20 protein-coding genes and 1 riboswitch are annotated in these 22,396 nt (G+C 48.7%); of the genes, 14 read left to right on the top strand and 6 right to left on the bottom strand.

Annotated features, from left to right (window positions below; translation table 11 throughout):
• Nucleotides 1–53: 53 nt before the first annotated feature.
• A complete protein-coding gene (locus tag KJS65_RS24870) occupies nucleotides 54–1,574 on the top strand; it encodes a replication initiation and membrane attachment family protein (RefSeq protein ID WP_213652513.1) in 1,521 nt (506 codons plus the stop codon).
• A gap of 40 nt (nucleotides 1,575–1,614) precedes the next feature.
• Nucleotides 1,615–2,571, top strand: coding sequence for a primosomal protein DnaI (dnaI, locus tag KJS65_RS24875; RefSeq protein ID WP_213652514.1), 957 nt, complete (start codon nucleotides 1,615–1,617; stop codon nucleotides 2,569–2,571).
• 93 nt (nucleotides 2,572–2,664) lie between these two features.
• Here dnaI and KJS65_RS24880 read toward each other — a convergent pair whose 3' ends face one another.
• Nucleotides 2,665–2,823 (bottom strand): YqzM family protein, encoded by a 159-nt coding sequence (locus KJS65_RS24880; protein ID WP_127605276.1) that lies wholly within the window; start codon nucleotides 2,821–2,823, stop codon nucleotides 2,665–2,667.
• A gap of 349 nt (nucleotides 2,824–3,172) precedes the next feature.
• Between KJS65_RS24880 and trxA the strand changes: the two genes are divergently transcribed.
• Complete coding sequence (gene trxA, locus KJS65_RS24885; protein WP_136608436.1) at nucleotides 3,173–3,490, top strand: thioredoxin; 318 nt, start codon at nucleotides 3,173–3,175, stop codon at nucleotides 3,488–3,490.
• Nucleotides 3,491–3,643: 153 nt separating this feature from the next.
• Nucleotides 3,644–5,536 (top strand): excinuclease ABC subunit UvrC, encoded by a 1,893-nt coding sequence (gene uvrC / locus KJS65_RS24890; protein ID WP_280531357.1) that lies wholly within the window; start codon nucleotides 3,644–3,646, stop codon nucleotides 5,534–5,536.
• On the opposite strand, the gene KJS65_RS24895 is transcribed toward uvrC, so the two are convergent.
• Nucleotides 5,505–7,199 (bottom strand): CPBP family intramembrane glutamic endopeptidase, encoded by a 1,695-nt coding sequence (locus KJS65_RS24895; RefSeq protein WP_213652515.1) that lies wholly within the window; start codon nucleotides 7,197–7,199, stop codon nucleotides 5,505–5,507. The genes uvrC and KJS65_RS24895 overlap by 32 nt on opposite strands.
• Before the next feature lie 262 nt (nucleotides 7,200–7,461).
• A riboswitch (cyclic di-AMP (ydaO/yuaA leader) is annotated at nucleotides 7,462–7,600 on the top strand.
• A gap of 63 nt (nucleotides 7,601–7,663) precedes the next feature.
• On the opposite strand from KJS65_RS24895, the gene KJS65_RS24900 reads away from it, so the two are divergent.
• From KJS65_RS24900 to KJS65_RS24910, 3 genes are read left to right on the top strand one after another with little or no spacing between them, the layout of a single operon-like run.
• Nucleotides 7,664–9,007: a TrkH family potassium uptake protein gene (locus tag KJS65_RS24900; RefSeq protein ID WP_136608433.1), complete on the top strand. Its 1,344-nt coding sequence runs from the start codon at nucleotides 7,664–7,666 to the stop codon at nucleotides 9,005–9,007.
• 51 nt (nucleotides 9,008–9,058) lie between these two features.
• Complete coding sequence (locus KJS65_RS24905; RefSeq protein WP_136608432.1) at nucleotides 9,059–9,727, top strand: potassium channel family protein; 669 nt, start codon at nucleotides 9,059–9,061, stop codon at nucleotides 9,725–9,727.
• Nucleotides 9,728–9,745: 18 nt separating this feature from the next.
• A complete protein-coding gene (locus KJS65_RS24910; RefSeq protein WP_213652516.1) occupies nucleotides 9,746–10,996 on the top strand; it encodes a cation:proton antiporter in 1,251 nt (416 codons plus the stop codon).
• 109 nt (nucleotides 10,997–11,105) lie between these two features.
• On the opposite strand, the gene KJS65_RS24915 is transcribed toward KJS65_RS24910, so the two are convergent.
• The gene (locus KJS65_RS24915) at nucleotides 11,106–12,029 is read right to left on the bottom strand and encodes a LysR family transcriptional regulator (protein ID WP_213652517.1); all 924 of its coding nucleotides are present in this window, start codon (nucleotides 12,027–12,029) and stop codon (nucleotides 11,106–11,108) included.
• A gap of 235 nt (nucleotides 12,030–12,264) precedes the next feature.
• Between KJS65_RS24915 and KJS65_RS24920 the strand changes: the two genes are divergently transcribed.
• From KJS65_RS24920 to KJS65_RS24935, 4 genes are all read left to right on the top strand, one after another.
• Entirely contained in the window at nucleotides 12,265–12,933 is a 669-nt protein-coding gene (locus KJS65_RS24920; RefSeq protein ID WP_213652518.1) for a succinate dehydrogenase cytochrome b558 subunit, read from the top strand.
• 15 nt (nucleotides 12,934–12,948) lie between these two features.
• Entirely contained in the window at nucleotides 12,949–14,694 is a 1,746-nt protein-coding gene (gene sdhA / locus KJS65_RS24925) for a succinate dehydrogenase flavoprotein subunit (protein WP_136608428.1), read from the top strand.
• 15 nt (nucleotides 14,695–14,709) lie between these two features.
• On the top strand, nucleotides 14,710–15,474 hold the full coding sequence (sdhB, locus tag KJS65_RS24930) for a succinate dehydrogenase iron-sulfur subunit (RefSeq protein ID WP_213652519.1): 765 nt from the start codon (nucleotides 14,710–14,712) through the stop codon (nucleotides 15,472–15,474).
• Between the two features lie 278 nt (nucleotides 15,475–15,752).
• The gene (locus KJS65_RS24935) at nucleotides 15,753–16,394 is read left to right on the top strand and encodes an ion channel (RefSeq protein WP_213652520.1); all 642 of its coding nucleotides are present in this window, start codon (nucleotides 15,753–15,755) and stop codon (nucleotides 16,392–16,394) included.
• A 25-nt stretch (nucleotides 16,395–16,419) separates the two neighbouring features.
• Here the strand turns inward: KJS65_RS24935 and KJS65_RS24940 are convergent, their stop codons facing one another.
• The gene (locus KJS65_RS24940) at nucleotides 16,420–17,799 is read right to left on the bottom strand and encodes an aldehyde dehydrogenase (RefSeq protein ID WP_213652521.1); all 1,380 of its coding nucleotides are present in this window, start codon (nucleotides 17,797–17,799) and stop codon (nucleotides 16,420–16,422) included.
• A gap of 62 nt (nucleotides 17,800–17,861) precedes the next feature.
• Here KJS65_RS24940 and KJS65_RS24945 point away from each other — a divergent pair, with 62 nt between their 5' ends.
• From KJS65_RS24945 to KJS65_RS24955, 3 genes are read left to right on the top strand one after another with little or no spacing between them, the layout of a single operon-like run.
• The gene (locus KJS65_RS24945; protein ID WP_213652522.1) at nucleotides 17,862–18,728 is read left to right on the top strand and encodes a metallophosphoesterase; all 867 of its coding nucleotides are present in this window, start codon (nucleotides 17,862–17,864) and stop codon (nucleotides 18,726–18,728) included.
• 56 nt (nucleotides 18,729–18,784) lie between these two features.
• Nucleotides 18,785–19,375: a GNAT family N-acetyltransferase gene (locus tag KJS65_RS24950; protein WP_213652523.1), complete on the top strand. Its 591-nt coding sequence runs from the start codon at nucleotides 18,785–18,787 to the stop codon at nucleotides 19,373–19,375.
• Nucleotides 19,376–19,395: 20 nt separating this feature from the next.
• The gene (locus tag KJS65_RS24955) at nucleotides 19,396–20,364 is read left to right on the top strand and encodes a DMT family transporter (protein WP_213652524.1); all 969 of its coding nucleotides are present in this window, start codon (nucleotides 19,396–19,398) and stop codon (nucleotides 20,362–20,364) included.
• A 154-nt stretch (nucleotides 20,365–20,518) separates the two neighbouring features.
• Here KJS65_RS24955 and KJS65_RS24960 read toward each other — a convergent pair whose 3' ends face one another.
• Nucleotides 20,519–21,328: a histidinol-phosphatase gene (locus KJS65_RS24960; protein ID WP_213652525.1), complete on the bottom strand. Its 810-nt coding sequence runs from the start codon at nucleotides 21,326–21,328 to the stop codon at nucleotides 20,519–20,521.
• A gap of 40 nt (nucleotides 21,329–21,368) precedes the next feature.
• A complete protein-coding gene (locus tag KJS65_RS24965) occupies nucleotides 21,369–22,271 on the bottom strand; it encodes a LysR family transcriptional regulator (protein ID WP_213652526.1) in 903 nt (300 codons plus the stop codon).
• Nucleotides 22,272–22,396 lie beyond the last annotated feature (125 nt).

Genomic DNA, 22,396 nt, shown 5'->3' on the forward strand with positions numbered 1-22,396 from the left:
TTCTTTTATGATAGAATAGAGAAAGTCTACGTTACGATGGGAGGAGCCAAAATATGCATATGAAGAGTCTGCTGCATTTTACTGAAAATCACAGGTATTGCGTATATCGCGATTTTTGCTTAAGCAGCCTGGACAGCAAAATGCTCAGCTCGATTTACCAGCCCATGGTCGGAGCCTTTGCTATCAGTTTATATCATCTGCTGTTTCAGCAGATTCCTATAGAAAAATTAGGGTATTCGCCGCTCGAGCAGCAGCGCCGCCTGTTTCTGACCCTGGGTCTGGAGCCCAGCGAGAAAGGCCGGAAATTTCTGATTGAACAAGCCTCGCTTCTGGAAGCGGTGGGTCTGCTACAAACCTGCCGCATGTATATGCCGGAGCATGAGGATTATATCTATGAATACGAACTCCAGCAGCCTTTGTCACCTGCCGAGTTTTTCAATACCCAGCATTTGACGCTGCTTCTCCGGGATAAAATCGGCAAGTTTGCCGTATTGGCGCTTCGCGAGGAACTGTGGGCCACAGAACCGGAGGAATATTCGGAATCAACAGCCGGCCACAAAGAGAATATTTCGCTTGCCTTTTATGATATTTTCGAGCTGAATACGCATGTCATCGATTATGAACTGGAGCAGGCACTTTCCGAAGTGTCCACCGCAAGGCAGCCTGGACTGCGCGTGTCAGGAGATGAGGACGAGCTGAATTATGCCGATATCATCCTGCGTTTTCCGAAGGATTCGGTCAATCGCATGCATGTCGAGAAGCTTCGCTTTAATCACGAGCAGATGGGCATCATCAATTATGTAGTAAACAAGTATGATCTTAGCGTACAGGACTTATGCCGGCTGCTGGATGAAGACGGGGTATTTGCCGCAGATGGCGGCATTGCCCTCGAAGAGCTTCAGCGCAAAGCGAATTTGCATTTCCGTCAGGACAAACGGCGGCAGGAGCAGCGTGAGGTCTATGCGGGTAAAGTGGTTTCTTTCCGGCAAAGCGAGGCGTCCTCGGAGGACCCTGCACCGCTGGAACATGCCGTTGAAATGGAATACTATGTGGATGTTCCGGTTCAGTTCCAGTCCAAGTGCGATGTCCACCAGTATAATATGATGCTGCGCAATGAGCCTTATACGAAGCTGCTGAAAACTTTTTTTCCGGGCTCCGTTCCGGATAACTTTTTTGATATTTTTGATAAAATCGACCACAGCTACAAGCTGCCGGGCGAAGTCATCAATGTACTCATCCATTATTTAATGTCACTTCTGACTTCAGGCGGCAACGAGCAGCGCATCAACCGCAATTTTGTGGAAGCTATTGCCTCCAATATGCTGCTGAAGCAGGTGAATAGTTACGAGAAAGCCGTTCAATATATACGTGATCAATCCAAGGTTAAAGGGAAACAGGCAGCCGCTTCCGGGGGAGGAAGAACCCGTACATACGGCAGCAAGCCCGTGAGAATGAAACCTGAAATTCCGATTGCACAGGAAAATCGGTCAATGGACGCAGTCAGTGAGGAAGAATTCGAGGAAATGCTGCGGATGGCGGCTGAAATGCAAGCGAGCAAGAAAAAGGGAATTTAATGCAATAAAGGCATGATGCTTGTGGAAGGAGGAACCGGGCTTGGAGTCATTAGGTCAGGTATTGAAGCAAATGAAGGGGCCATCATTTCTAAAAAGATCACAGGCTATATTCGATGAGCTGCTCAGTGATCCGATCGTAAAAGAGCTTCGCGAAGAGCATCCGGAGCTTGATGAAGCGAAACTGCGTACCAATCTGCCGCGTTTGTACCAATATGTGAATGACCGGCGCAATTGCGGCAATTGTCCGGGCCTTGAGAAATGCCCTAATGATTTTCAAGGGCATTACAGCAAGCTGGAGACGGCTGCGCTGAACGGACAGCTAGAATTAGTGGAGCGTAAGGCGCCTTGCTCCCTGCAGGTTGCGAAGCAGAACGAGGATCAGATCCGGAAGCGGATCCGCAGTTTCTATGTGGATGAGCGTGCACTGCAGGAAGGATATAATGAAGTGGAGATTATGGGTAAGGATCGGCATCGTGCTCCTGCCGTGAATCAGGTATTCCGGTATATCCGGGAAGTGAAGGAGCATGGACTTACGCCTAGAGGATTGTATTTGTTCGGTTCGTTCGGGACGGGCAAGACATTCCTCATGAGCTATATGCTGCATGAGCTTGCGATTGCAGGTTATACAGGAGTCATCGTATATATGCCTGAATTCATGGAAGATCTGAAATCCATGATTCAAGACAGCCAGAAGCTCAAAGATACCGTAGAAGTGATGAAAAACTGCGATCTGCTGATTTTTGATGATCTCGGTGCCGAGAATTTAAGTCCTTGGGTTCGCGATCATGTGCTTGGGGCTATCCTCAATTTCAGAATGAACCGTAAACCGACCTTCTACACTTCGAATTATGATTTTGGCGGACTGGAGAAGCATCTCAGCTTTACAAGCAAAGACGGCGAGGAAATGCACAAGGGGCAGCGGCTGATGGACCGGATTTCCCCATTTGTAGATATTGTACATCTCCATGGTGAGAACCAGCGGCGGAGCCGGGCGTAAACCTTATGCATCCAAAACTATAGAAAAAAGCCTGACCTTCTGCCGACAGGCGGAAAGGACAGGCTTTTTGTGTTGAGCTCTTTCGAGCTTTTGTTAGCCGGAGATAACAAACTTGATGATGACCATGACTGCGAAAATAAGGGTCATGAGCAAAGCCATGCCTCCAAAGCCATTCATCAGATCCATCAAGTCATTGCGCGGCTCTTCGTTCACGTGTTTCCTTGGATCGTTCGCGTGCACGTTTGCATCCATAATCACAATGCCTCCCTCAGGATGGTTTCACTTTATGTAAATGAACGTAGTCATTGACAGAGAAACCCGAGTTAACATTAGTATACCCAATTTCCAAAGAATTTGTAAAGAATATATGGTGAATACTTTATAGAGTTAAACGGCTTTTTCCGCTGCATCCGGTAGTTGATTCAGAGGCACGGATCGTTCCGGTTTAAGCTTGGCAAAATCCGTTTAATATTTAGTTAGGATTATACCCATCTGTAATTAAGGATTTCACATTTACAAAAAAAATGTGTTATACTTAAACTGTCCGCAAAGACATATCAGTTTGATTAAATTCAGCTTTCTTATAAGGAGGAAAAATATTATGGCTATTGTAAATGTAACTGACCAATCCTTTAATGCTGAAATTGAAGGCCAAGGTACAGTATTGGTTGACTTTTGGGCACCTTGGTGTGGTCCTTGTAAAATGATCGCTCCAATTCTGGATGACCTCTCCAATGAGATGGGTGATTCCGTGAAAATTGCCAAATTGAATGTGGATGAAAATCCGGAAACGGCTTCCCGTTTCGGTGTGATGAGTATTCCAACCCTGATCTTCTTCAAAGACGGCCAGCCGGTTGATAAAGTGGTAGGTCTGAATTCCAAAGAAAACCTGAAGAACATCATCTCCAAGCATCAATAATCAAGCATATTTCACGATCAACCATATCATGCGCCTCCGGATTTCCGGGGGCGCTTTGTTTGCGGTCCTATTTCAATCTTCCATCCTTATAAAAATGCACTTTGGATTTTAGCGAATTCCCCATATAATAAAAATACGGGAGGGGGAGAATGCATGAAAGACGAATTTAGCGATAAAACAATTAATGAACAAGATAAAGCGATGGAAAATATACGCAACAAGCTTGCACTGCTCCCGGATCTGCCCGGATGTTATTTGATGAAGAATACGGATGGGAAAATCATTTATGTCGGCAAGGCTAAAGTTCTCAAAAACCGTGTCCGTTCTTATTTTACAGGCAGTCATGACGGAAAAACGCAACGGCTCGTGGCGGATATCCGTGATTTTGAATATATCGTTACGGGCAGCAATATTGAGGCCCTTATTCTGGAATGCAACCTGATCAAGACGCATCAGCCAAGATACAATGTGCTGCTCAAAGACGACAAGACATTCCCATACATTAAAATCACAAACGAGACGCATCCACGGCTTGAGGTAACCAGACGCGTGCTGAAAGACAAGGCGAAATACTTTGGTCCCTATCCGAATGCTTACGCGGCACAGCAAACCAAAAAGCTGCTCGACCGCATGTATCCTCTTCGCAAATGTGGAGTGATGCCCAAAGAGGTTTGTCTTTACTTCCATATGGGACAATGCCTTGCTCCCTGTGAAAAGGAAGTGCAGCAATCGGAGTATGACCGGATTACTCATGAAATTACATCCTTCTTGAGTGGCGGCCATGAGGAAATTAAGAAGGAACTTCAGCGCAAGATGGAGGAAGCTGCGGAGGAGCTTTATTTCGAACGGGCCAAGGAGCTTCGTGACCAGATCATGAATATTGATGCGATCATGGAAAAGCAGAAGATTACGACCGCGGACGCCAGAGATCGCGATGTGCTCGGATTTGCCGTGGACAAAGGCTGGATGTGCGTACAAATTTTGTACATGCGGCAGGGGAAAATGGTACAGCGGCATGCTTCCGCCTTCCCATTCTATGGCGAGGCTTATAGTGACTTCATGACGTTTGTGACTCAGTATTACAGCGATAATCCTGCTCTTCCGCAGGAGATTCTGCTTCCGGAAACAGCCAAAGAGGCCGAATCTACATCAGAGTCTAAATTGGATGCGGAGGGTGCAGATATTTTGGATGCTGCGGGAGCAGCAGCTTCTCTTCAGGAATGGCTTGGCATTAAAGTATTGGTGCCCCAGCGTGGTATGAAGCGGCAAATGGTAGGCATGGCCATCGAAAACGCGAAGGTATCTCTCGATGAGAAGTTCAGGCTCATTGAGAGGGACGAGGAAAGAACCTTCAAAGCGGCATCCAATCTGGGACAATCGATTGGTATTGAGCATCTGCACCGGATTGAAGCATTCGATAATTCCAACATCCAAGGGACGAATCCTGTCTCGGCTATGGTCGTCTTTATTGACGGGAAGCCGGATAAGAAAGAGTATCGCAAATATAAAGTAAGGTCCGTTCAGGGACCGGATGATTACGGAACCATGCGGGAGGTCATCCGCCGCCGCTACGAACGTGTACTTAAAGAGAATTTGGAAATGCCGGATTTGATTGTGGTGGATGGAGGTAAAGGCCAAATCTCAGCAGCCGTCGATGTGCTTGAAAATGAGCTCGGCCTGTTTATACCGGTATGCGGTCTGGTAAAGGATGTAAAGCATAGAACGGCACAGTTGATGGTGGGGGATCCTGCCGAGCCGGTAAACCTGCCGCGGGATAGCCAGGAGTTTTATCTTTTGCAGCGGATTCAGGATGAGGTCCACCGCTTTGCCATCACGTTTCACCGCGAGCAGCGGGGCAAGTCGATGGTTGTTTCGAAGCTGGATTCCATTCCGGGCATCGGTGAGAAGCGGCGCAAGCTGCTCCTGAAGCATTTTGGATCTTTGAAAAAAATAAAAGAGGCCAGCATCGATGATTTCCGGCCTCTATCTATTGGAGATAAGCTTGCGAAGCAGATTATTGCAGCCCTTCAGGATGAGGAGTCATAATATATGGCTCCTTTTTCTTTTTGCGATTAAACAGATACACAATGTAAGCGACAATCGCTGGCATGATGATGGTAACAATACCCGCCAGGATATCCGGAATGTCGCCTAGAGCGAACAGGCTGAAGCTCATCAAGACACTGTCGAAGACAACATGGCTGAACATGACCGCGATATAGCCATGCTTCAGGAAGATGAAGCTGAACAGAAGGCCAATGACCGTAAGCTCGATCGGCCGCGTGATGACAGGATAGATCGGATACAGCGTATGTCCAAGCGCCCAGATCAGGGTTGGAATCAGGCAGGCGACAAAAGTATTCCGGACGAGCTTCTTCAGCATCGGAATACCAAACAAACGGTAAACAGCTTCTTCGGAAATGCCGGCCATCCAGGCCATAATCGGCAGAAGCCAAGGGTAGAGCATATTGTACGGCGACTGGCTGGCATCCGTAGTCGACCAGCTATGAATCGTTTTGTCGAGCACAATGTAGATAACGGATTGCACGCCCATCAGTATGAACGCCCAGAGATAACCGGTAAACATGCTGTGAAGCACATAAGGCCCGTAACCAGGCTCTTTAACCCGGGCCCAGGCATTGATGCCTGCTTTGCGCCAAAGCCCGTCTCCTCCGACCAGGGAGAAGTACAGAAGAGCGGACATGACGAGGTTGAAGACCGTTTGAACAATCATGCCGACGGTAAGTGCAAAACCGGAAAGCCCTTCTGCTTCAAACGCCGGCAGCATGTTGTAGCTGCTGAATGTGGCAACTGCAAAATAAAAGGCACTCAGGAATATCCCCCTCTTGAAAGAGGTATGATGCCGGGACAAAGCACTGTAAACAATGGCAAGCACGCCAAGTACGAACGTGAGGAGCCCGTATCCCAGCATGGTGAGCCACTTCGCCTTTGACGTTTCCTTTTCCACATAGGCTGTATGCGTTTCAGGGATGGAGAAAGCCGGCTGGAAGGAATGAATTGCTCCGTCTTCAAAAGCAAACTTCAACTGGAGATTCGAGCTCCCGATCGACTTGCTTGGATCCGTATAGAGGAGTCCTGCATCGCTGCCGCCAGTGGAAACCTCCAGTTTTCCGGTATCATATCCCAGCTTCTGAAGCCAAGGCTCTGCAAGCTGCTCTTTATCCTGAAGAGTCATATTGCCTTCAACAATCCTCAGTTTACTATCACGCATTTTCTTATTGGTCTCCGCCATCGCAACCGCATATTTCGAATATTGCGGTGTCACGGAAAACGCAATGACTTTGCCTGAATTCATATGTATGTCGACACTGGTATAGCCATTGTCTCCCTGCTCGGTCAAACGGACGCGGAAGACATCATAAGGATAGTTCTTTTCGTATGTTTTATTGTATTTATCCAGAAGCTTCTCCTTGGATAAATATCCGAATAACTCGGAACTGGACTGATAGGTAACGAGCGCTTCCTTACTCATGTCGATCTGAAGGTGAAGCGTATTTTGCGCGAATGCCACGGCGGCGCTTTGCGCCTGCTCCTTGCTGATGACCTTGGTGTCCTGCTGCTCGAGCGTATCTGATGCTGTGGAAGGCAGGACTTGGAACAGGACAAATAGAACAAGACCGATGACCGCGAACACTCCCAGCCGTTTATAATTGACTTTGAGCTGAAGTGGTTGTCCGACGGGATTCATGAAATGCCCCCTTTAACATGGTTATATTGTGGTTATATACATAGTATAAACGTAAACATAGCATACGATGTCCACTTAAAGCCAGTTTTCTCCCGTTTGAAGCATGAAAAAACGATGAAAATCAAGGAAAAGTTTTGTAAACCCGAGAAAATGGCAGACTTATATGAGAATTGTGATGTAATCTGGCTGTATTTCGGGGTTTTCATTCAAATAATGGCTTTGTGATGTAAAACAATAAGGATTATAATTTTGATGCAATTGAATAATATATACGCCGAATTTCCGTTCGAAAACGGGGGAACCATTATTTAGGGGTGAATTTCGTTGTAATGCAGCGAATAGGGCAACCTGTGCATGCCCGAATCCGTCAGCTAACCTCGTAGGCGTTATGCAGCAGGAGCCCAAACCGAAAGGCATTGGATTTCCGATGCTTTTTTTCTTTTGACTTTTTTAAAGAGGTGACTATGTTGACAGCTAAATTCAAATGGTTTCGATTGGCGCCCCCGCAAATTCTGGTTCTGGGGTTCGCTGGTATTATTCTGATCGGGGCCATACTTCTCACCTTGCCGATTTCGAATACAACGGGCAAGCCGCTTCGTTTTATTGACGCTTTATTCACTGCGACATCGGCAACATGTGTTACGGGATTGGTTGTCAAAGATACAGGTACTTTCTTCAGCACCTTCGGACAAGTTGTGATCATGCTGCTCATTCAGGTGGGCGGACTCGGCATCATGACGATGGCAACGTTATTCTCCCTGGCGCTGAAGCGCAAGATTTCACTGCGTGACCGCTTAATACTGCAGGAAGCGATGAACCAGAATACAATGGAAGGCATCGTGCGCCTGATTCGTAAGGTTCTGATTTTTTCACTCGCCATTGAAGGCTGCGGAGCGATTTTGTTTGCCATCCGCTGGTCATTTGATATGCCGCTTGGCAGGGCAATATACTTCGGGATTTTTCACGGTGTATCGATGTTCAACAATGCGGGTTTTGATCTGTTTGGACACTTTAACAGCCTCACGGGTTATGTATATGATCCACTCGTGAATATTGTTGTGATGTTCTTGATTGTATCAGGGGGGATCGGCTTCATCGTTTTGTCTGACCTGGTAGAGTATCACAATAAACGCAAGCTCTCACTGCATACAAAAGTCGTGCTGTCGATGACAGGAGCATTGATATTGGCCGGAGCAGTGGTAATTTTTGTTTTCGAATTCACGAATCCCAGAACGCTTGGATCTCTGAACTGGGGCGGCAAAATTCTCGCATCTTTCTTCCAGTCGGTCACCCCGCGTACAGCAGGCGCAAACACACTGGATTTGGCGAGTATGCGTCAAGCTTCCCAATTCTTCATGGTTATATTGATGTTTATCGGTGCTTCGCCGGGATCTACCGGAGGGGGGATCAAGACCACGACCTTCACCATTCTGGTTGGAGCGGTCATTGCGATGATCCGTGGCCGTGATGATATCGTGCTGTTCCGTTACCGCTTGGCACAGGAGCGTATTTTCAAAGCATTGACGATTACCTTCCTGGCTCTATTCCTGGTGGTAGGGGTGTCCATGGTGCTCTCTACGACGGAGGACAGTAACTTTTTGACCATTCTGTATGAAACGACCTCGGCGTTCGGCACGGTTGGACTATCCTTGGGGCTCACTCCCCACTTAACGCTGGTTGGCAAGATCCTGATCTGTCTCACGATGTTTGCCGGACGACTGGGACCACTTACACTCGCGTATGCACTGGGTCCTAAAAAGGGCAAAGAGTTATATCGTCATCCCGAAGGGAAAATTATTATCGGTTAGATGTGTTAGAGAAAATAGAAATTTGATTATATAAGGAGTATCAGTAGAGAAATGAAAACACAGCAGTTTGTCGTCATCGGTCTGGGGCGTTTTGGCTCGAGTCTTGCATTGGAGCTTATCGATCTGGGGTATGAGGTGCTTGGAATTGACAAGAATGAAGAAGTAGTCAGCAATATGAGCGAGTACCTGACGCATGCGGTCGTAGCCGATGCCACGGATGAGGAAGTATTGAAATCACTGGGCATCCGGAATTTTGACTGCGGGGTTGTAGCCATTGGCGATGATATTCAAATGAGCATTCTCGCCGCGATTTTGCTGAAGGACTTGGGTGTTCGCACAGTCGTTGCCAAAGCGATATCGATCCTTCATGGGCGCGCCTTAGCGAAGCTTGGCGTTGACCGGGTGATTTTTCCGGAAAGAGATATGGGAATTCGCGTGGCCCATCAGCTCGTCACACCGAACCTGCTGGATTACATCGAGTTATCCAAAGAGTACAGTATCGTGGAAATGACGGTGCCTGAAACGCTGAACGGCAAAACGCTGAGCGAGGTCAATACGCGTGCCAAATTCGGCTGCAGCATTGTTGCATTGCACCGCGACGGGAAAATTATTGTCGCTCCCACAGCGATGGATCAGCTACATGCAGGAGATATCATGGTCATTATCGGTGCAAATAGCAATATAGACCGCTTCGAGAGCGAAGCCGTAAATGTAAACTAGAGCGGGAAGTGGCCAATTGTGGAATCTTCAACTACAGAAATCATTCATCATATATTAATTCTTCTGCTCTTCATCATTACGGTGGGGATGCTGGCCGGAAGGCTGGCCTCCTGGCTGAAGCTGCCGGATGTTGCTGTATTTATTATCGCAGGTATGGTGCTCGGAAGAGGACTGCATCTGATTAATGCGGCGAGCAGCTCCCTGATCAACCAGCTGATATTGACGGTAGGCTCGGCACTGATTCTCTTCGACGGCGGTAGGAATTTGCGGCTCAGCGGACTGAAAAAGGTATGGATTACGCTTTCTCTGCTCAGTGTCCCCGGAGTGATTATCACGACAGCCGTCGTGGGTACAGCAGTTCATTTTTTATTTGGACTCGATTGGATATTCTCTTTGCTTGCGGCTGCCGTTATTGCATCAACGGATCCAGCTTCGATTATTCCGGTCTTTAAGCAGGTCAAGATTAAGGAGCGGGTAAGAGAGACCGTAGAGAGTGAGTCGGCATTCAATGATGCTACCGGCTCAATCCTTACCTTCGCTTTGCTTGCAGCAGTTACCGGCGGGAAATCGCTGCAGATCGGTAACATGGCCTGGGATTTTGTGAAAACGGCTGTAGGCGGTATTGTAGTCGGCGCCGTGGTAGCGATTATATTAACCTATTTGGTGGCGCATTTCCGTCTAGGCGTGCTTAAGGATTACACGACCATTGCTATGATCGTTGTTGCACTTTCTTCCTATTTAATAGGAGATATGCTTCACGTGAGCGGATTTATGGCAACCTTCGTAGCCGGACTGATCTGGGGCAATGCCGATACAATGGGCCTTTCCATGGATGATAAGCTGGAGGAAACGGGAACCTTTGCGGATAACACCAGCGTCATGATGCGAATGCTGATCTTTATCCTGCTGGGCAGCCAGGTTGATTTCCGCGCGTTGGGTGACTATTTCTGGCCGAGTCTGGCAGCGGTGCTGATTCTGATGTTTATTGCCCGCCCGCTGACCGTGCTGCTGTGTGCGCTTCCGGATCGTAAGGTGAAGTGGTCCTGGCGTGAGCTTCTTTTCATGATGTGGGTACGTGAAACCGGTGTGATTCCCGCGGCGCTCTCCGGCATGATTGTGGGGATGGGTGTAGCACATGCAGGCATGATATCTGCAGTCACGTTCATGGCCATTATGCTAACCATTCTGCTGCAGGCCAGCACTACCGGTTTCGTTGCCCGGAAGCTTGGACTTGAGATTAAATCTGGAGATAAAACGCGAGGCGTCTGATAATTCTTCAATTTATTGATTGTGATGGTTTGAATCGTACTCTCCTTATATATGAGCAATAAGCTGCTCCTCGCTGTAGAACAAACTACATTGAAGGGCAGCTCTTTTTCTAAAATGATGGAATATGAGTACCCTGCTGAACATATTGGCCAAATATAGATTTGGTTTCCTCTATCCAACGTTTGGCCCCAGCACTGAGTCCTCCGTTTTCCGAGTAGATCAGCGAGGTGGTGCGCCGGGTTTCTTTTAAAGCCGGGATATGAATCGTAACAAGACCATTATCATCCATCAGTTGACTGCGCAGATAAGATTTTGGCAGAAGGGCTGCCGCCTTGCACGCCGGGAGCAGCCGCACAATGGCCTCAAACGAATCCATCTCCATTCGGATATCTGGAACCACGCCTGCACGATGAAAAAGTTCATCGGTAAGTTTACGATACCAGGTTCCCGTTGAGAATATAATCATGGGGAGACTGTGCAGCATGTCCATGCTCACATCCCCCTGCTCGGTGAGTGGATGGTTTTCGGGAAGCACCAGCTCCAGATGATCGTCAAACAAAGCGGTGCAGCGCAGCCCGGGCTCCTCAATGGAAGAGGCCACAATCCCGGCGTCTAGCTTTTTATCGCGGACAGCGGATACGATTTCATGCGTTTTGCCCGTGATAAGCTTCAGCTCTGCTGTAGGATGCTTTTCCATGAAGGCGGTTACGAGCGGCGGCAGTGTCGTCTGCAGCGTTGTCAGACTTGCTCCCAGCGTAACGGAAATCTGGTCGTCACCTTTATACTTGGCAATCATCTGCATGAATTTAAGGTTCTGCTGCCGCTGTTCAAGTGCGAAGTTATAGGCAGTCTGTCCGAAAGCGGTGAGCTCAAGTCTTTTGCCGCGCCGGTTAAACAGGCTGACACCCAGCTCATCCTCCAGTTTGGAGATTTTGCGGGAAAGGGCAGGTTGGGACAGATTTAGCAGCTTGGATGCCTTATTCAGGCTGGATTGTTCAACAATCGTGGCGAATACGTCCAAATCCTCGAACATCGGGTTCACCTTCTCTATGTGGTTATTAAATAGATCACTGCAATTGTGCAACCGTATTGTCGCTTATGCATCTAAATTATAACGATTAATAATTATATTGCAATTCCATTATAAGAAAAAAAAGAGTAACATGAAATATGCCACAAGTTGTTCACACTTTAGATGTGGATGACCGTGAAATGTCGAAAAATGAAATATGAAAACGTTGTAATGTGAGAAAGGGGCACGTCAATCTATGAATGGTTATTATTCCAGAAAGCTGCATTCGCTTCTTGGAGTCATTCCGCTCGGCTTGTTTTTCATTGAACATGCGCTGACGAATTTTGGCGCATTCGAGGGAGGTCTCGCACGGTTTAATGCCGGCGTAAAGCTGCTTAATGACCTTCCACTGCTTTATGTACTTGAGTGGGTGTTGATCTACATCCCGCTGATTTACCATGGCGTGTTCGGTTTGTATATTGCCTATCAGGCGAAGCCGAATAACGGCCGCTTCCAGTATTCGCGCAACTGGCGCTATACGTTTCAGCGGATCACAGGTGTCATTACGTTTGTATACGTGATTTGGCATGTGTATGAAACTCGTGTTCAGATAGCGCTTGGTCATGTGACGCATGAAGAACTTGCAGGCACCATGCACAACATCATGATTCAGCCGGGACTGTTCACCTTGTACCTGATCGGCGTCATATCTGCATCGTTCCACTTTGCCAATGGTCTCTGGTCCTTCTTGGTAAGCTGGGGCATCACGGTGGGACCGCGCGCGCAGCGTGTATCTTCTTACATCTGCATGACGATGTTTGTGTTGGTGGCTCTGATGTTCGTGCTGTCCATGGTCGCATTCCGCAGAGCGGAATTCCAGGAAGCAACCGCATTGCTTGATACAGTGAAGTTAGTTCTTAGTTAAGGAGAGTGAGCGTGAATGGCAACAAATAATATCATTATCGTGGGCGGCGGTCTGGCTGGTCTGATGGCTACCATCAAATCAGCAGAAGCAGGCGTCCATGTTCACTTGTTTTCTTTGGTCCCTGTAAAAAGATCGCATTCCGTATGTGCGCAGGGTGGAATTAACGGAGCCGTTAACACCAAAGGTGAAGGCGACTCCCCGTGGATCCACTTTGACGATACCGTGTATGGCGGTGACTTCCTTGCCAACCAGCCTCCGGTAAAAGCAATGTGTGAAGCGGCACCAGGCATTATTCACCTGATGGACCGCATGGGCGTTATGTTCAACCGGACCCCGGAAGGTCTGCTTGACTTCCGTCGGTTTGGTGGCACCAAGCATCACCGTACGGCGTATGCGGGTGCAACGACAGGCCAACAGCTGCTGTATGCGCTGGATGAGCAGGTACGCCGCCATGAAGCGGAAGGACTTGTTACGAAGCATGAGCATTGGGAATTCCTGTCCGCTGTTATTGATGACGATGGCGTATGCCGCGGCATTTGTGCACAGGATCTGCGTACGATGGAAGTTCATACGTTTGCTGCGGATGCAGTTATTCTTGCAAGCGGAGGCCCTGGCATCGTATTCGGCAGAACGACCAACTCGGTCATCAATACCGGTACGGCAGCAAGTGCTGTATACCAACAGGGCGTTCATTACGCGAACGGCGAATTCATCCAGATTCATCCGACGGCTATTCCAGGGGATGATAAGCTGCGCCTCATGTCCGAATCCGCACGTGGTGAAGGCGGACGGATCTGGACGTACAAAGACGGCAAGCCTTGGTATTTCCTTGAAGAGAAATATCCGGCTTACGGCAACCTCGTTCCGCGGGATATCGCGACTCGCGAAATCCATGACGTGTGCGTGAACCAAGGACTTGGTGTAAACGGCGAGAACATGGTTTATCTCGATCTGTCGCATAAAGATCCGAAGGAACTGGATGTTAAGCTTGGCGGCATCATCGAAATCTACGAAAAATTCGTAGGCGATGATCCGCGTAAAATCCCGATGAAAATTTTCCCGGCCGTGCATTACTCCATGGGCGGCATGTGGGTTGATTACAACCAAATGACTAATATTCCTGGTCTGTTTGCAGCCGGCGAATGTGATTATCAATACCACGGTGCAAACCGTCTGGGGGCAAACTCACTTGTATCCGCCATTTATGGCGGTATGGTAGCCGGACCGAAAGCGGTCGAATATACCAGAGGACTTAAGAAATCCGCTGCTGACGTACCGTCGAGCGTTTTCGAAAGATATAAAAAGCAGCAGGATGACAAATACGAGAACATCCTCAAAATGGATGGTAATGAGAATGCGTACGGCCTGCATAAAGAGCTGGGCGAAATGATGAACGCTAACATGACGGTGGTTCGTTATAACGACAAGCTGGAGCAAACGATCGGCAAAATCAAAGACATGAAGCAGCGCTACAAGAATATCAACATTAACGATAAATCACGCTGGAACAATCCGGGTGCGTCCTTTACGCGCCAGCTGTGGAACATGCTTGAGCTTGCCGAAGCCATGACGCTTGGAGCGCTGCTGCGCAACGAGAGCCGCGGCGCGCATTATAAGCCGGAGTTCCCGGATCGTAACGATGAAGAATTCCTGAAAACCACCAAAGCGACTTGGACGCCGGATGGCCCGGAAATTTCCTATGAGCCGGTAGACGTTTCGTTGATCCCGCCGCGGATCCGCGACTATTCCAAAGAAAAGTAAGAAGGGGGATTTGACATGGCGGAACAAACTGCTTCTACCAAAAAAGTGAAGTTTATTATTACCCGTCAGGACAGCCCGGACGCTGCATCATATGTTGAGGAGTTCGAGCTTCCTTATCGCCCGGGTATGAACGTAATCAGTGCCTTGATGGAAATCCAGCGTAACCCGCAGAACAACAAGGGCGAAAAAGTAGCACCGGTGTGCTGGGAATCGAACTGTCTTGAGGAGGTCTGCGGTGCCTGCTCCATGGTCATCAACGGTAAACCCCGTCAGGCCTGCGCAGCGCTGATCGACAAGCTGGAACAGCCAATCCGCGTACAGCCGATGAGAACTTTCCCGGTTGTCCGTGACCTTGTGATTGACCGCAGCCGGATGTTTAACGCCCTGAAGCGCGTCAAAGCATGGATTCCTATCGACGGCACGTATGATCTCGGTCCTGGACCGCGTATGCCGGAGAAAAAACGCCAATGGGCCTATGAGCTTTCCAAGTGCATGACATGCGGCGTTTGTTTGGAAGCTTGCCCGAACGTGAATGACAAAACCGACTTTATCGGTCCTGCAGCGATTTCCCAGGTTCGTCTGTTCAATGCTCATCCAACGGGTGAAATGAATGCCGACGAGCGTCTGGATACTCTGATGGATGACGGTGGTATTGAGGGCTGCGGCAACTCGCAGAACTGCGTACGTTCTTGTCCAAAGGGGATTCCGCTGACGACTTCCATTGCGGAAATCAACAAGCAGTCCACCAAGCATCTGTTCAAAAAATGGCTTAGCGTCTAAACTGAAGCCTGTCAATGAAAGAGCCTCCTGCAACGCAGCGCCAAGCTGCAGAGCGGGGGCTCTTTTTTGTTGATATTTTCTAGCCCAACCTATTCTTATGACCCTTTATAATGATATAGGCTGCTGCTTTGTAAATGTAATTTGTTTCAGGCTGCGTTTAAAACTGTGCAGAGGGGTAATCAAAATTAAGGAATTCTATCACAAAAAAATATAAAAGATTACGGATCGGACAGGTCTATGACCAGCGATTCCTGTAATATGCGGGAGCGTGCTTAGTCATGTCATGGTGGATGTGGATTCTCAATGTGGCGGGTTTGATTGTGCTGATGTATATTTTCTACAGCCTGGAGAAAAAATGGACGAGCAAAGCGGTGCTGCTGGCGCCCATCATTATCTACGTGCTGGTATCTCTGGAGGATCTGTTCGGGTTGATTGATCTGATGACAATCGTGCCCGGGAATGGGGGAATGAGGGTGCTCATCCTTCTGTTCTGTCTGGTCTCCGTTATCTTTTATGTTCTGTATATATTTAACCGGATCGCTGAATCTGCGCTGAATAAAAAGAAGGTTTACATGAAGACACTGCTGATCCGCATCAGTACGGCTGCTCTGACCTGTGTCTTCTTTTTCACGATTATTTATACGTCTATTTACAAGCTGTTTGGACACCACACATTTGATGGCGAGAATATCGGCAATGATCTGCTCAGTCAGCTCATATCCTTTTTGTACTTCAGTGTGGCGACTTTCGTCACGGTCGGTTATGGTGATATCTCTCCCGTAGACAGTACGTCGAGGCTGGCGGTCATTATGGAAATTGCCTTCAGCTTTATTACGGTGGCTTACGCCCTGTCCATGCTGAGCGTGTTCCGCAGGATCTTCAGTCCAGGTCCCGATGACAAGCTGCCGGAAGAGATGTAGGTAAAATGCTGAGTGGGGCCTTATCTTAAGGCTTTAGAAGCTTGCGCAAATATTTCAAACCGTTCTTGGACGATGGATAGCGGAATGTAAAATCAAACATGTTGGTTTGCTTCAGGACGCTTTTGTAATGTGTGAAAGTGTCGAAGCTGCCCTGCCCATGATAAGCGCCCATGCCGCTCTCGCCGACACCGCCAAAAGGCAGGTAAGGGGTGGCGATATGCATAAGCGTATCGTTAATGCAGCCGCCGCCGTAGGAAACGCTGCCGACAACTGCTTCCTCGATCTCGGGCTCCCGTGTAAACAGATAGAGAGCAAGCGGCTTCGGACGATCATTGATCATGTCAATGGCCTCCTGGATGCGGTCATATTCAATAATTGGCAGAATAGGACCAAAGATCTCTTCCTGCATCACGGGCATATCCCATGTTACCTGATCCAGCATTGTAGGCTCAATGGTCAGATGGTCCGGTGCGGTTTTGCCGCCGCTGGCGACTGTTCCGTTTTGCAGAAACGAAGCAAGTCTTTGAAAATGCTTTTCAGATACAATACGTCCATAAGATGGATTCGATAAAGGATCAGGACCATAGAACTCCTTAATGGATTCCTGAATGTATGCAATCAGCTCGGTCTTCACGCTTCGGTGCACAAGCAAGTAGTCGGGGGCGATGCAGGTCTGCCCGGCATTGGTGAATTTTCCGAAAACGATGCGCTGGGCTGTAAGCTTCAGCGGGGCATCGGCGTGTACGATGCAGGGGCTTTTGCCACCAAGCTCCAAAGTCAGCGGGATCAGCTGCTTGGCGGCTGCCTGCATGACAATTTTGCCGACATTTACGCTGCCTGTGAAGAAGATATAGTCGACAGGCTGGGCCAGCAGCTCCTGACTGACCTCAGGACCGCCTTCCACCACAGCGATGTATTCCTCTTCATAGACGCTGCCCAGCATCTCCGACAGCAAGGCAGACATGGTGGGTGTCAGCTCCGACGGCTTCATGACCACGGTATTGCCGGCAGCGAGGGCGCCAATCAAGGGGGACACCGCCAACTGGAAAGGATAATTCCAGGGGGCTATAATGAGTGTTGTACCATAAGGCTCAGGTATAATCCGCCCTTTGCTTCCAAAATGCGTAAGCGCTGTCTTTGCCTTCCTGGGTGCCATCCAACTGCGTAAATGCTTGATCGTGAAGGATAATTCTTCATAGACAATACCGATTTCCGTAGAATAAGCTTCAAATTCGCTTTTATTCAAATCCTTCTTTAAAGCCTCGATGACCTGCTTCTCGTAAGCTACCAGCACATCTCTCAGCTTCTTCAGCTGACGCAGGCGAAATTCGTAAGGGCGGGTAGCGCCGCTTCTGTAAAAATGTTTTTGTTTCTGAATAAGGTTTGCCATGGTATCGTTATACATATAGCTTCATCCTTTTCCGTTCATTCGATTTCAATTTCTATTATACAGGGAGTTTCCAGTAAATGAAAAACAGCCCGAAGTCCGGCATGATGACGCGAAGGGCGTTTTTAAAGCGCGGCCGAGCGGCCATTTTTGGTGCCGGCATGCTGACCGGGGGGTACGCCTGGTTGTGGGAGCCGAGACAGCTTGAAGTAACACGTCTGACCCTCCGCTTTTCCAGGCTTCCCGCCGTATTTGACGGCCTCGTTATAGCTCAGTTTAGTGATCTTCATCTGGGCTTTCACTCACGCGAAAGCGATATTGTACAGCTGGCAGAGGCAGTGGAGGCCGAATCGCCGGATATGATCTGCTTTACCGGTGACGCCGTGGACTCCGGTACGGATGCCATGCCGGACTATATTCCGGTGCTTTCTTCTATGAAGGCAGATTTGGGGAAATATGCGATTCTTGGCAATCATGATTATCTGGTTCATCCGGATCGTGTCAACGATATGCTTCATACGGCAGGCTTTAAGGTGCTGAGAAACGAGCATGCCCTGGTGAACCACCAAGGGGAGAGCATTGCCGTGGTTGGTCTCGATGATCAGCTTATGGGTCAGCCCGATCCGGAGCAAGGGTTAAGGGGTGTCCCCGAGGGCTTGTTTACCCTGCTGATGATGCATGAGCCGGATTATGCCGACACCGCCGTCTTGTATCCATTTGATCTGCAGATTTCTGGACACAGCCATGGAGGTCAGGTACGGCTTCCGTTTCTGGGAGCGCTGCTTACGCCGCCGGGATCGAGACGTTATATAATGGGAAAATATGCGGTTGGAGACCGTTCCATGCCACTATATGTAAACCGCGGCATTGGAGAAACACATCTTCCTGTACGTTTCCTATGCAAACCGGAGCTCACCATATTTACGCTGAAAGCAATCAACTCTTAAATGGGTATAACACCCTGGGCATTGTTTACTTAGGAAAAAGAAGGAGAGGGATGGGGATGTTAGCGGAAAAATTTCAATTTTTGCCGATGCTTGAGGGGGAGCGTTTGTCGCTTAAGCAGATTGAGAAAAAGGATGCCCCGAGCGTCATAGCTATTCTCTCCGACCCGCTTGTGATGAAATATGTCACGCAGGGGACGTTCTTCAGCTTCTCAAGATCAAGACGCGTTGCAGCCGAACTGCTGAATACAAGACGACCGGATTCCATGCATTATGGCATTTGGCTGCCGGAGACGGAAAGTCCCGTAGGCGTGGTTTCCCTGCAAAACTTGCGGCTGGAGCGCCGCGAAGCCATGATCGGCTACATGGTGGACCACAGGTTCTGGCATCGGGGACTGGCTACCGAAGCCTTGGGCATCCTGCTAAGATATGCATTTAACGAGCTTCATCTGGAGCGTATTGAAGGCAGATGCCATGCCGTTAACTCAGCCTCGGAACATGTCATGCAAAAGAATGGAATGGTGCTGGAACGCACGCTGAATCAGAAGAGAATGTTTTTCGCAGCACCGCTCGAAATGAAAATTTACAGTCTTACGGATCAACAATATCAGGCCCGCATTGCAGGTGCTGAGCATGTTTGTAAGGATTGAAGGGAGATTAGGACAGCAAGGTGAAGGCAGAAACATGGTTTAGACATCCGGCAGGCATTTTAATCAGTTCCGCAGGAGCAACGCTGCTCTGGGGAAGCGCGCTGCCTGTTATTAAGATCAGCTATCGGCATTTTCAAATTGATTCCAAGAACGTATTCGGGGAATGGGTGTTTGCGGGCTACCGTTTTGCGCTTGCAGGCCTCATTCTGATGGTTTTAGCTACGCTGATGGGACAGACCCGTCGCAGTGGCAGACAGCCGCTCTCGCTGACTCGTATCGTGCGTCTGGGATTCATTCAGACCTTTATGCAGTATCTCGTGCTGTATGCGGGGCTGAGCTTCAGTTCGGGGATCGAGGGCTCGATTCTAGTCGGCTCGACCTCTCTGTTCCAGATTTTGTCGGCAAGGCTGATGGACAAGACGGAGGGGCTGAATCCTGCCAAGTGGTTTGGTCTGATGCTTGGATTCCTCGGCATCCTGGTCATGGGTTTCGCGCAGCAGGGGGTTCAGTTCCATTTTGGTTTCGGTGCGGTGCTTCTGCTGGCATCGGCTGTATTTGGCGGGTTCGGCAATGTACTTTTCCGTCAGGAAAGCGCTCATGAATCCGTTATTGCTCTGACCGGCAAGCAAATGTTCGCCGGCGGTTTGGGGCTTCTCCTGGTGGGTGCAGTACGGAGCGGCTTTACGCCTTTTCATTTTGATGCCAAGGGATGGCTGCTGCTCGGATATTTATCCCTGCTGTCCGCAGCGGGATTTGCTTTGTGGAACACGGTCATGAAATATAACGCTGTGGGTAAGGTGTCGCTATACTTGTTCCTGATCCCCGTCTTCGGAGTACTGCTGTCGTCGATCCTGCTTGATGAGAAGGTGTCTGCCTGGATTGGCCTGTCGCTGGTGTTGGTGGTTACCGGGATTATCATTGTGAATCGCTCCGGCCGTACTAGAAGGGTGAAAGAACCGGTTCAGCAAGAAGTTCAGAGGGGCTTGTAACGGGAAGGTAAGCTTTGTAACACAATTGAAATATTACTGTTATGCTTCTCTAACAGAGAGCGGGTACACTTATTGCATGACCCCCTTTTTGAAAATATAAATGATGTTTCGGACCCGCACGTGACGGGTCCATTTTTTTTGTCTATGTTACGTCTTACAGCGGTACATTGATCTTCTGTTTATTTTTATAATACACCCATTCTGTAAAACCGATAGATTTCAGCCGGTCAGCTACCTGGGCAAGCTCATCCGCCACACGTGCCGGCTTATGCGCATCGGAGCCAAAGGTAACATCCACGCCAAAATGACAAGCCCTCTCGAGAATGGCATCCGAAGGGTACCAGCCGCCGCTCAGCTTTGTTTTGCCTGAGGTATTGATTTCGATTGCTACACCCTGCTGAGCAATAACCTGCAGCGTTTCATCCAAGATATGCTCCGCCGGAATATCGGCAAAATCAGGGTAGTTTCCCTTCATGGCATCGATATGTCCCAGAATTTGAAACATGCCGCTTCGCGCCGAATCCTGAATGAGGCGGTAATAATCCTCTTTCACCTCGATATGCTGCTTCCCGCTCAGTCCTTTCCAGCGGTTCTTGTTGAAGATACTGATGCCTCCAACACTATGGACCGAGCCGATGATGTAGTCAAACGGATAAGCTGACAGTATCTCACGGTAGGTTTCCGCATGCCCCGGAAAATAGTCGGATTCAATGCCGAGGAGCACATCGATTTTCCCTTCGTATTCCTCTTTTAAGCGGAGCACCTCCGAGACATAATTGACAAGCTCGGATTTGCCCATGGCAATGCGGGGAAAGGCTTGCTCCTCTTTTTCTCCGAAGTAAGGGGTGTGATCTGAAATTCCAATCGCCTGCAGTCCGGCTGAAATGCCGGCTTCAATATAATCACGGATATTACCATCCGCGTGTCCGCAGCGGAAATGATGCGTATGAAGGTCAAATTTCATATATGCGACTCCTCTCCAATGTCATAGTTACGGGCGTTCATTATTCGGAGCTGATAAACTGGGTTTCAGGCATTCCTCTGACATCATCTAAAAATTGCTGCATGGCAGAATTGAGATATTTTCCGGATTTGTAGATCACCCCGACGGGATGACTGACCTCAAGCTCCCTCAATTGAATAATTTTCAGTGTGCCATGGCGGAGCTCACTTGCAACCGATTGCTTGGACATAATAGCAGCGCCAAGATCAATTTCAACCATTCGCTTGATTTCCTCGCTGCTGGACAGCTCCATGACAACGTTGGGCGTAATGCCGTGTGTTTTAAGTATTTCATCCGTAAAGCGCCTGCCAACCGTATCATGTGAAAGCAATATCAGGGGCGTATCCTGAAGTACTTCCATGGAAACCGCCGATTTGCTTGCTAGGGGATGACGCGGCGAGACAATGAGCTCGAACGTGTCATAATAAAGAACGGATGTCATCAGATTGGGATTACGCTCAATCAGGTAACCGATTCCAACATCTATTTGGCCGTTTTCCACGCTGGTATAAATCTGTGAGGAAGCCATGGACTGGATAGAGGTTTTAATGAGAGGGAACTGGTTTTGAAAATATGAGAGCACCCTAGGCAATATTTGAATGGCAATGGAAGTTGTTGTTCCAAGCGCGATATGTCCTTGAGGAATATGCTCCAGATCAGACAAACGCTGCTTAAGCTCTTCGACAACGGCCAAAATCCGCTCGGCATGCTCAAGGAATACTTCCCCCCGGTCTGTTAGCGTAACCGGTTGATTCCTGTCGACCAAAACGGTTTTGAACTCATCCTCCAGGCTCTTGATTTGGGCGGATACGGCAGGCTGGGTCAAATTAAGCAGTTCACCGGCTTTGCGGAAACTCATTGTCTTTGAGATGGTAATCAGTGTCTCCAGTTGACTGATGTTCATGCAGTTCCTCCTTAGACCTTATTTGATACCCTACAGCTGAGTTTCGACCATATGTATATCCTTTAATTATATGGGATTCAGAAAGTCACGGCAATGGAAGCAGGATGCTTGATTATGATTCAAAA

This window comes from Paenibacillus sp. J23TS9, from assembly GCF_018403225.1.
GTDB lineage: Bacteria > Bacillota > Bacilli > Paenibacillales > Paenibacillaceae > Paenibacillus_AQ.

Coding starts and splice junctions, on each gene's coding strand:
- KJS65_RS24870 (WP_213652513.1), top strand. CDS start 54: ATGCATATGAAGAGTCTGCTGCATTTTACTGAAAATCACAGGTATTGC.
- KJS65_RS24880 (WP_127605276.1), bottom strand. CDS start 2,823: ATGGATGCAAACGTGCACGCGAACGATCCAAGGAAACACGTGAACGAA.
- trxA (WP_136608436.1), top strand. CDS start 3,173: ATGGCTATTGTAAATGTAACTGACCAATCCTTTAATGCTGAAATTGAA.
- uvrC (WP_280531357.1), top strand. CDS start 3,644: ATGAAAGACGAATTTAGCGATAAAACAATTAATGAACAAGATAAAGCG.
- KJS65_RS24895 (WP_213652515.1), bottom strand. CDS start 7,199: ATGAATCCCGTCGGACAACCACTTCAGCTCAAAGTCAATTATAAACGG.
- KJS65_RS24900 (WP_136608433.1), top strand. CDS start 7,664: ATGTTGACAGCTAAATTCAAATGGTTTCGATTGGCGCCCCCGCAAATT.
- KJS65_RS24905 (WP_136608432.1), top strand. CDS start 9,059: ATGAAAACACAGCAGTTTGTCGTCATCGGTCTGGGGCGTTTTGGCTCG.
- KJS65_RS24915 (WP_213652517.1), bottom strand. CDS start 12,029: ATGTTCGAGGATTTGGACGTATTCGCCACGATTGTTGAACAATCCAGC.
- KJS65_RS24920 (WP_213652518.1), top strand. CDS start 12,265: ATGAATGGTTATTATTCCAGAAAGCTGCATTCGCTTCTTGGAGTCATT.
- sdhA (WP_136608428.1), top strand. CDS start 12,949: ATGGCAACAAATAATATCATTATCGTGGGCGGCGGTCTGGCTGGTCTG.
- sdhB (WP_213652519.1), top strand. CDS start 14,710: ATGGCGGAACAAACTGCTTCTACCAAAAAAGTGAAGTTTATTATTACC.
- KJS65_RS24935 (WP_213652520.1), top strand. CDS start 15,753: ATGTCATGGTGGATGTGGATTCTCAATGTGGCGGGTTTGATTGTGCTG.
- KJS65_RS24940 (WP_213652521.1), bottom strand. CDS start 17,799: ATGTATAACGATACCATGGCAAACCTTATTCAGAAACAAAAACATTTT.
- KJS65_RS24945 (WP_213652522.1), top strand. CDS start 17,862: ATGAAAAACAGCCCGAAGTCCGGCATGATGACGCGAAGGGCGTTTTTA.
- KJS65_RS24950 (WP_213652523.1), top strand. CDS start 18,785: ATGTTAGCGGAAAAATTTCAATTTTTGCCGATGCTTGAGGGGGAGCGT.
- KJS65_RS24960 (WP_213652525.1), bottom strand. CDS start 21,328: ATGAAATTTGACCTTCATACGCATCATTTCCGCTGCGGACACGCGGAT.
- KJS65_RS24965 (WP_213652526.1), bottom strand. CDS start 22,271: ATGAACATCAGTCAACTGGAGACACTGATTACCATCTCAAAGACAATG.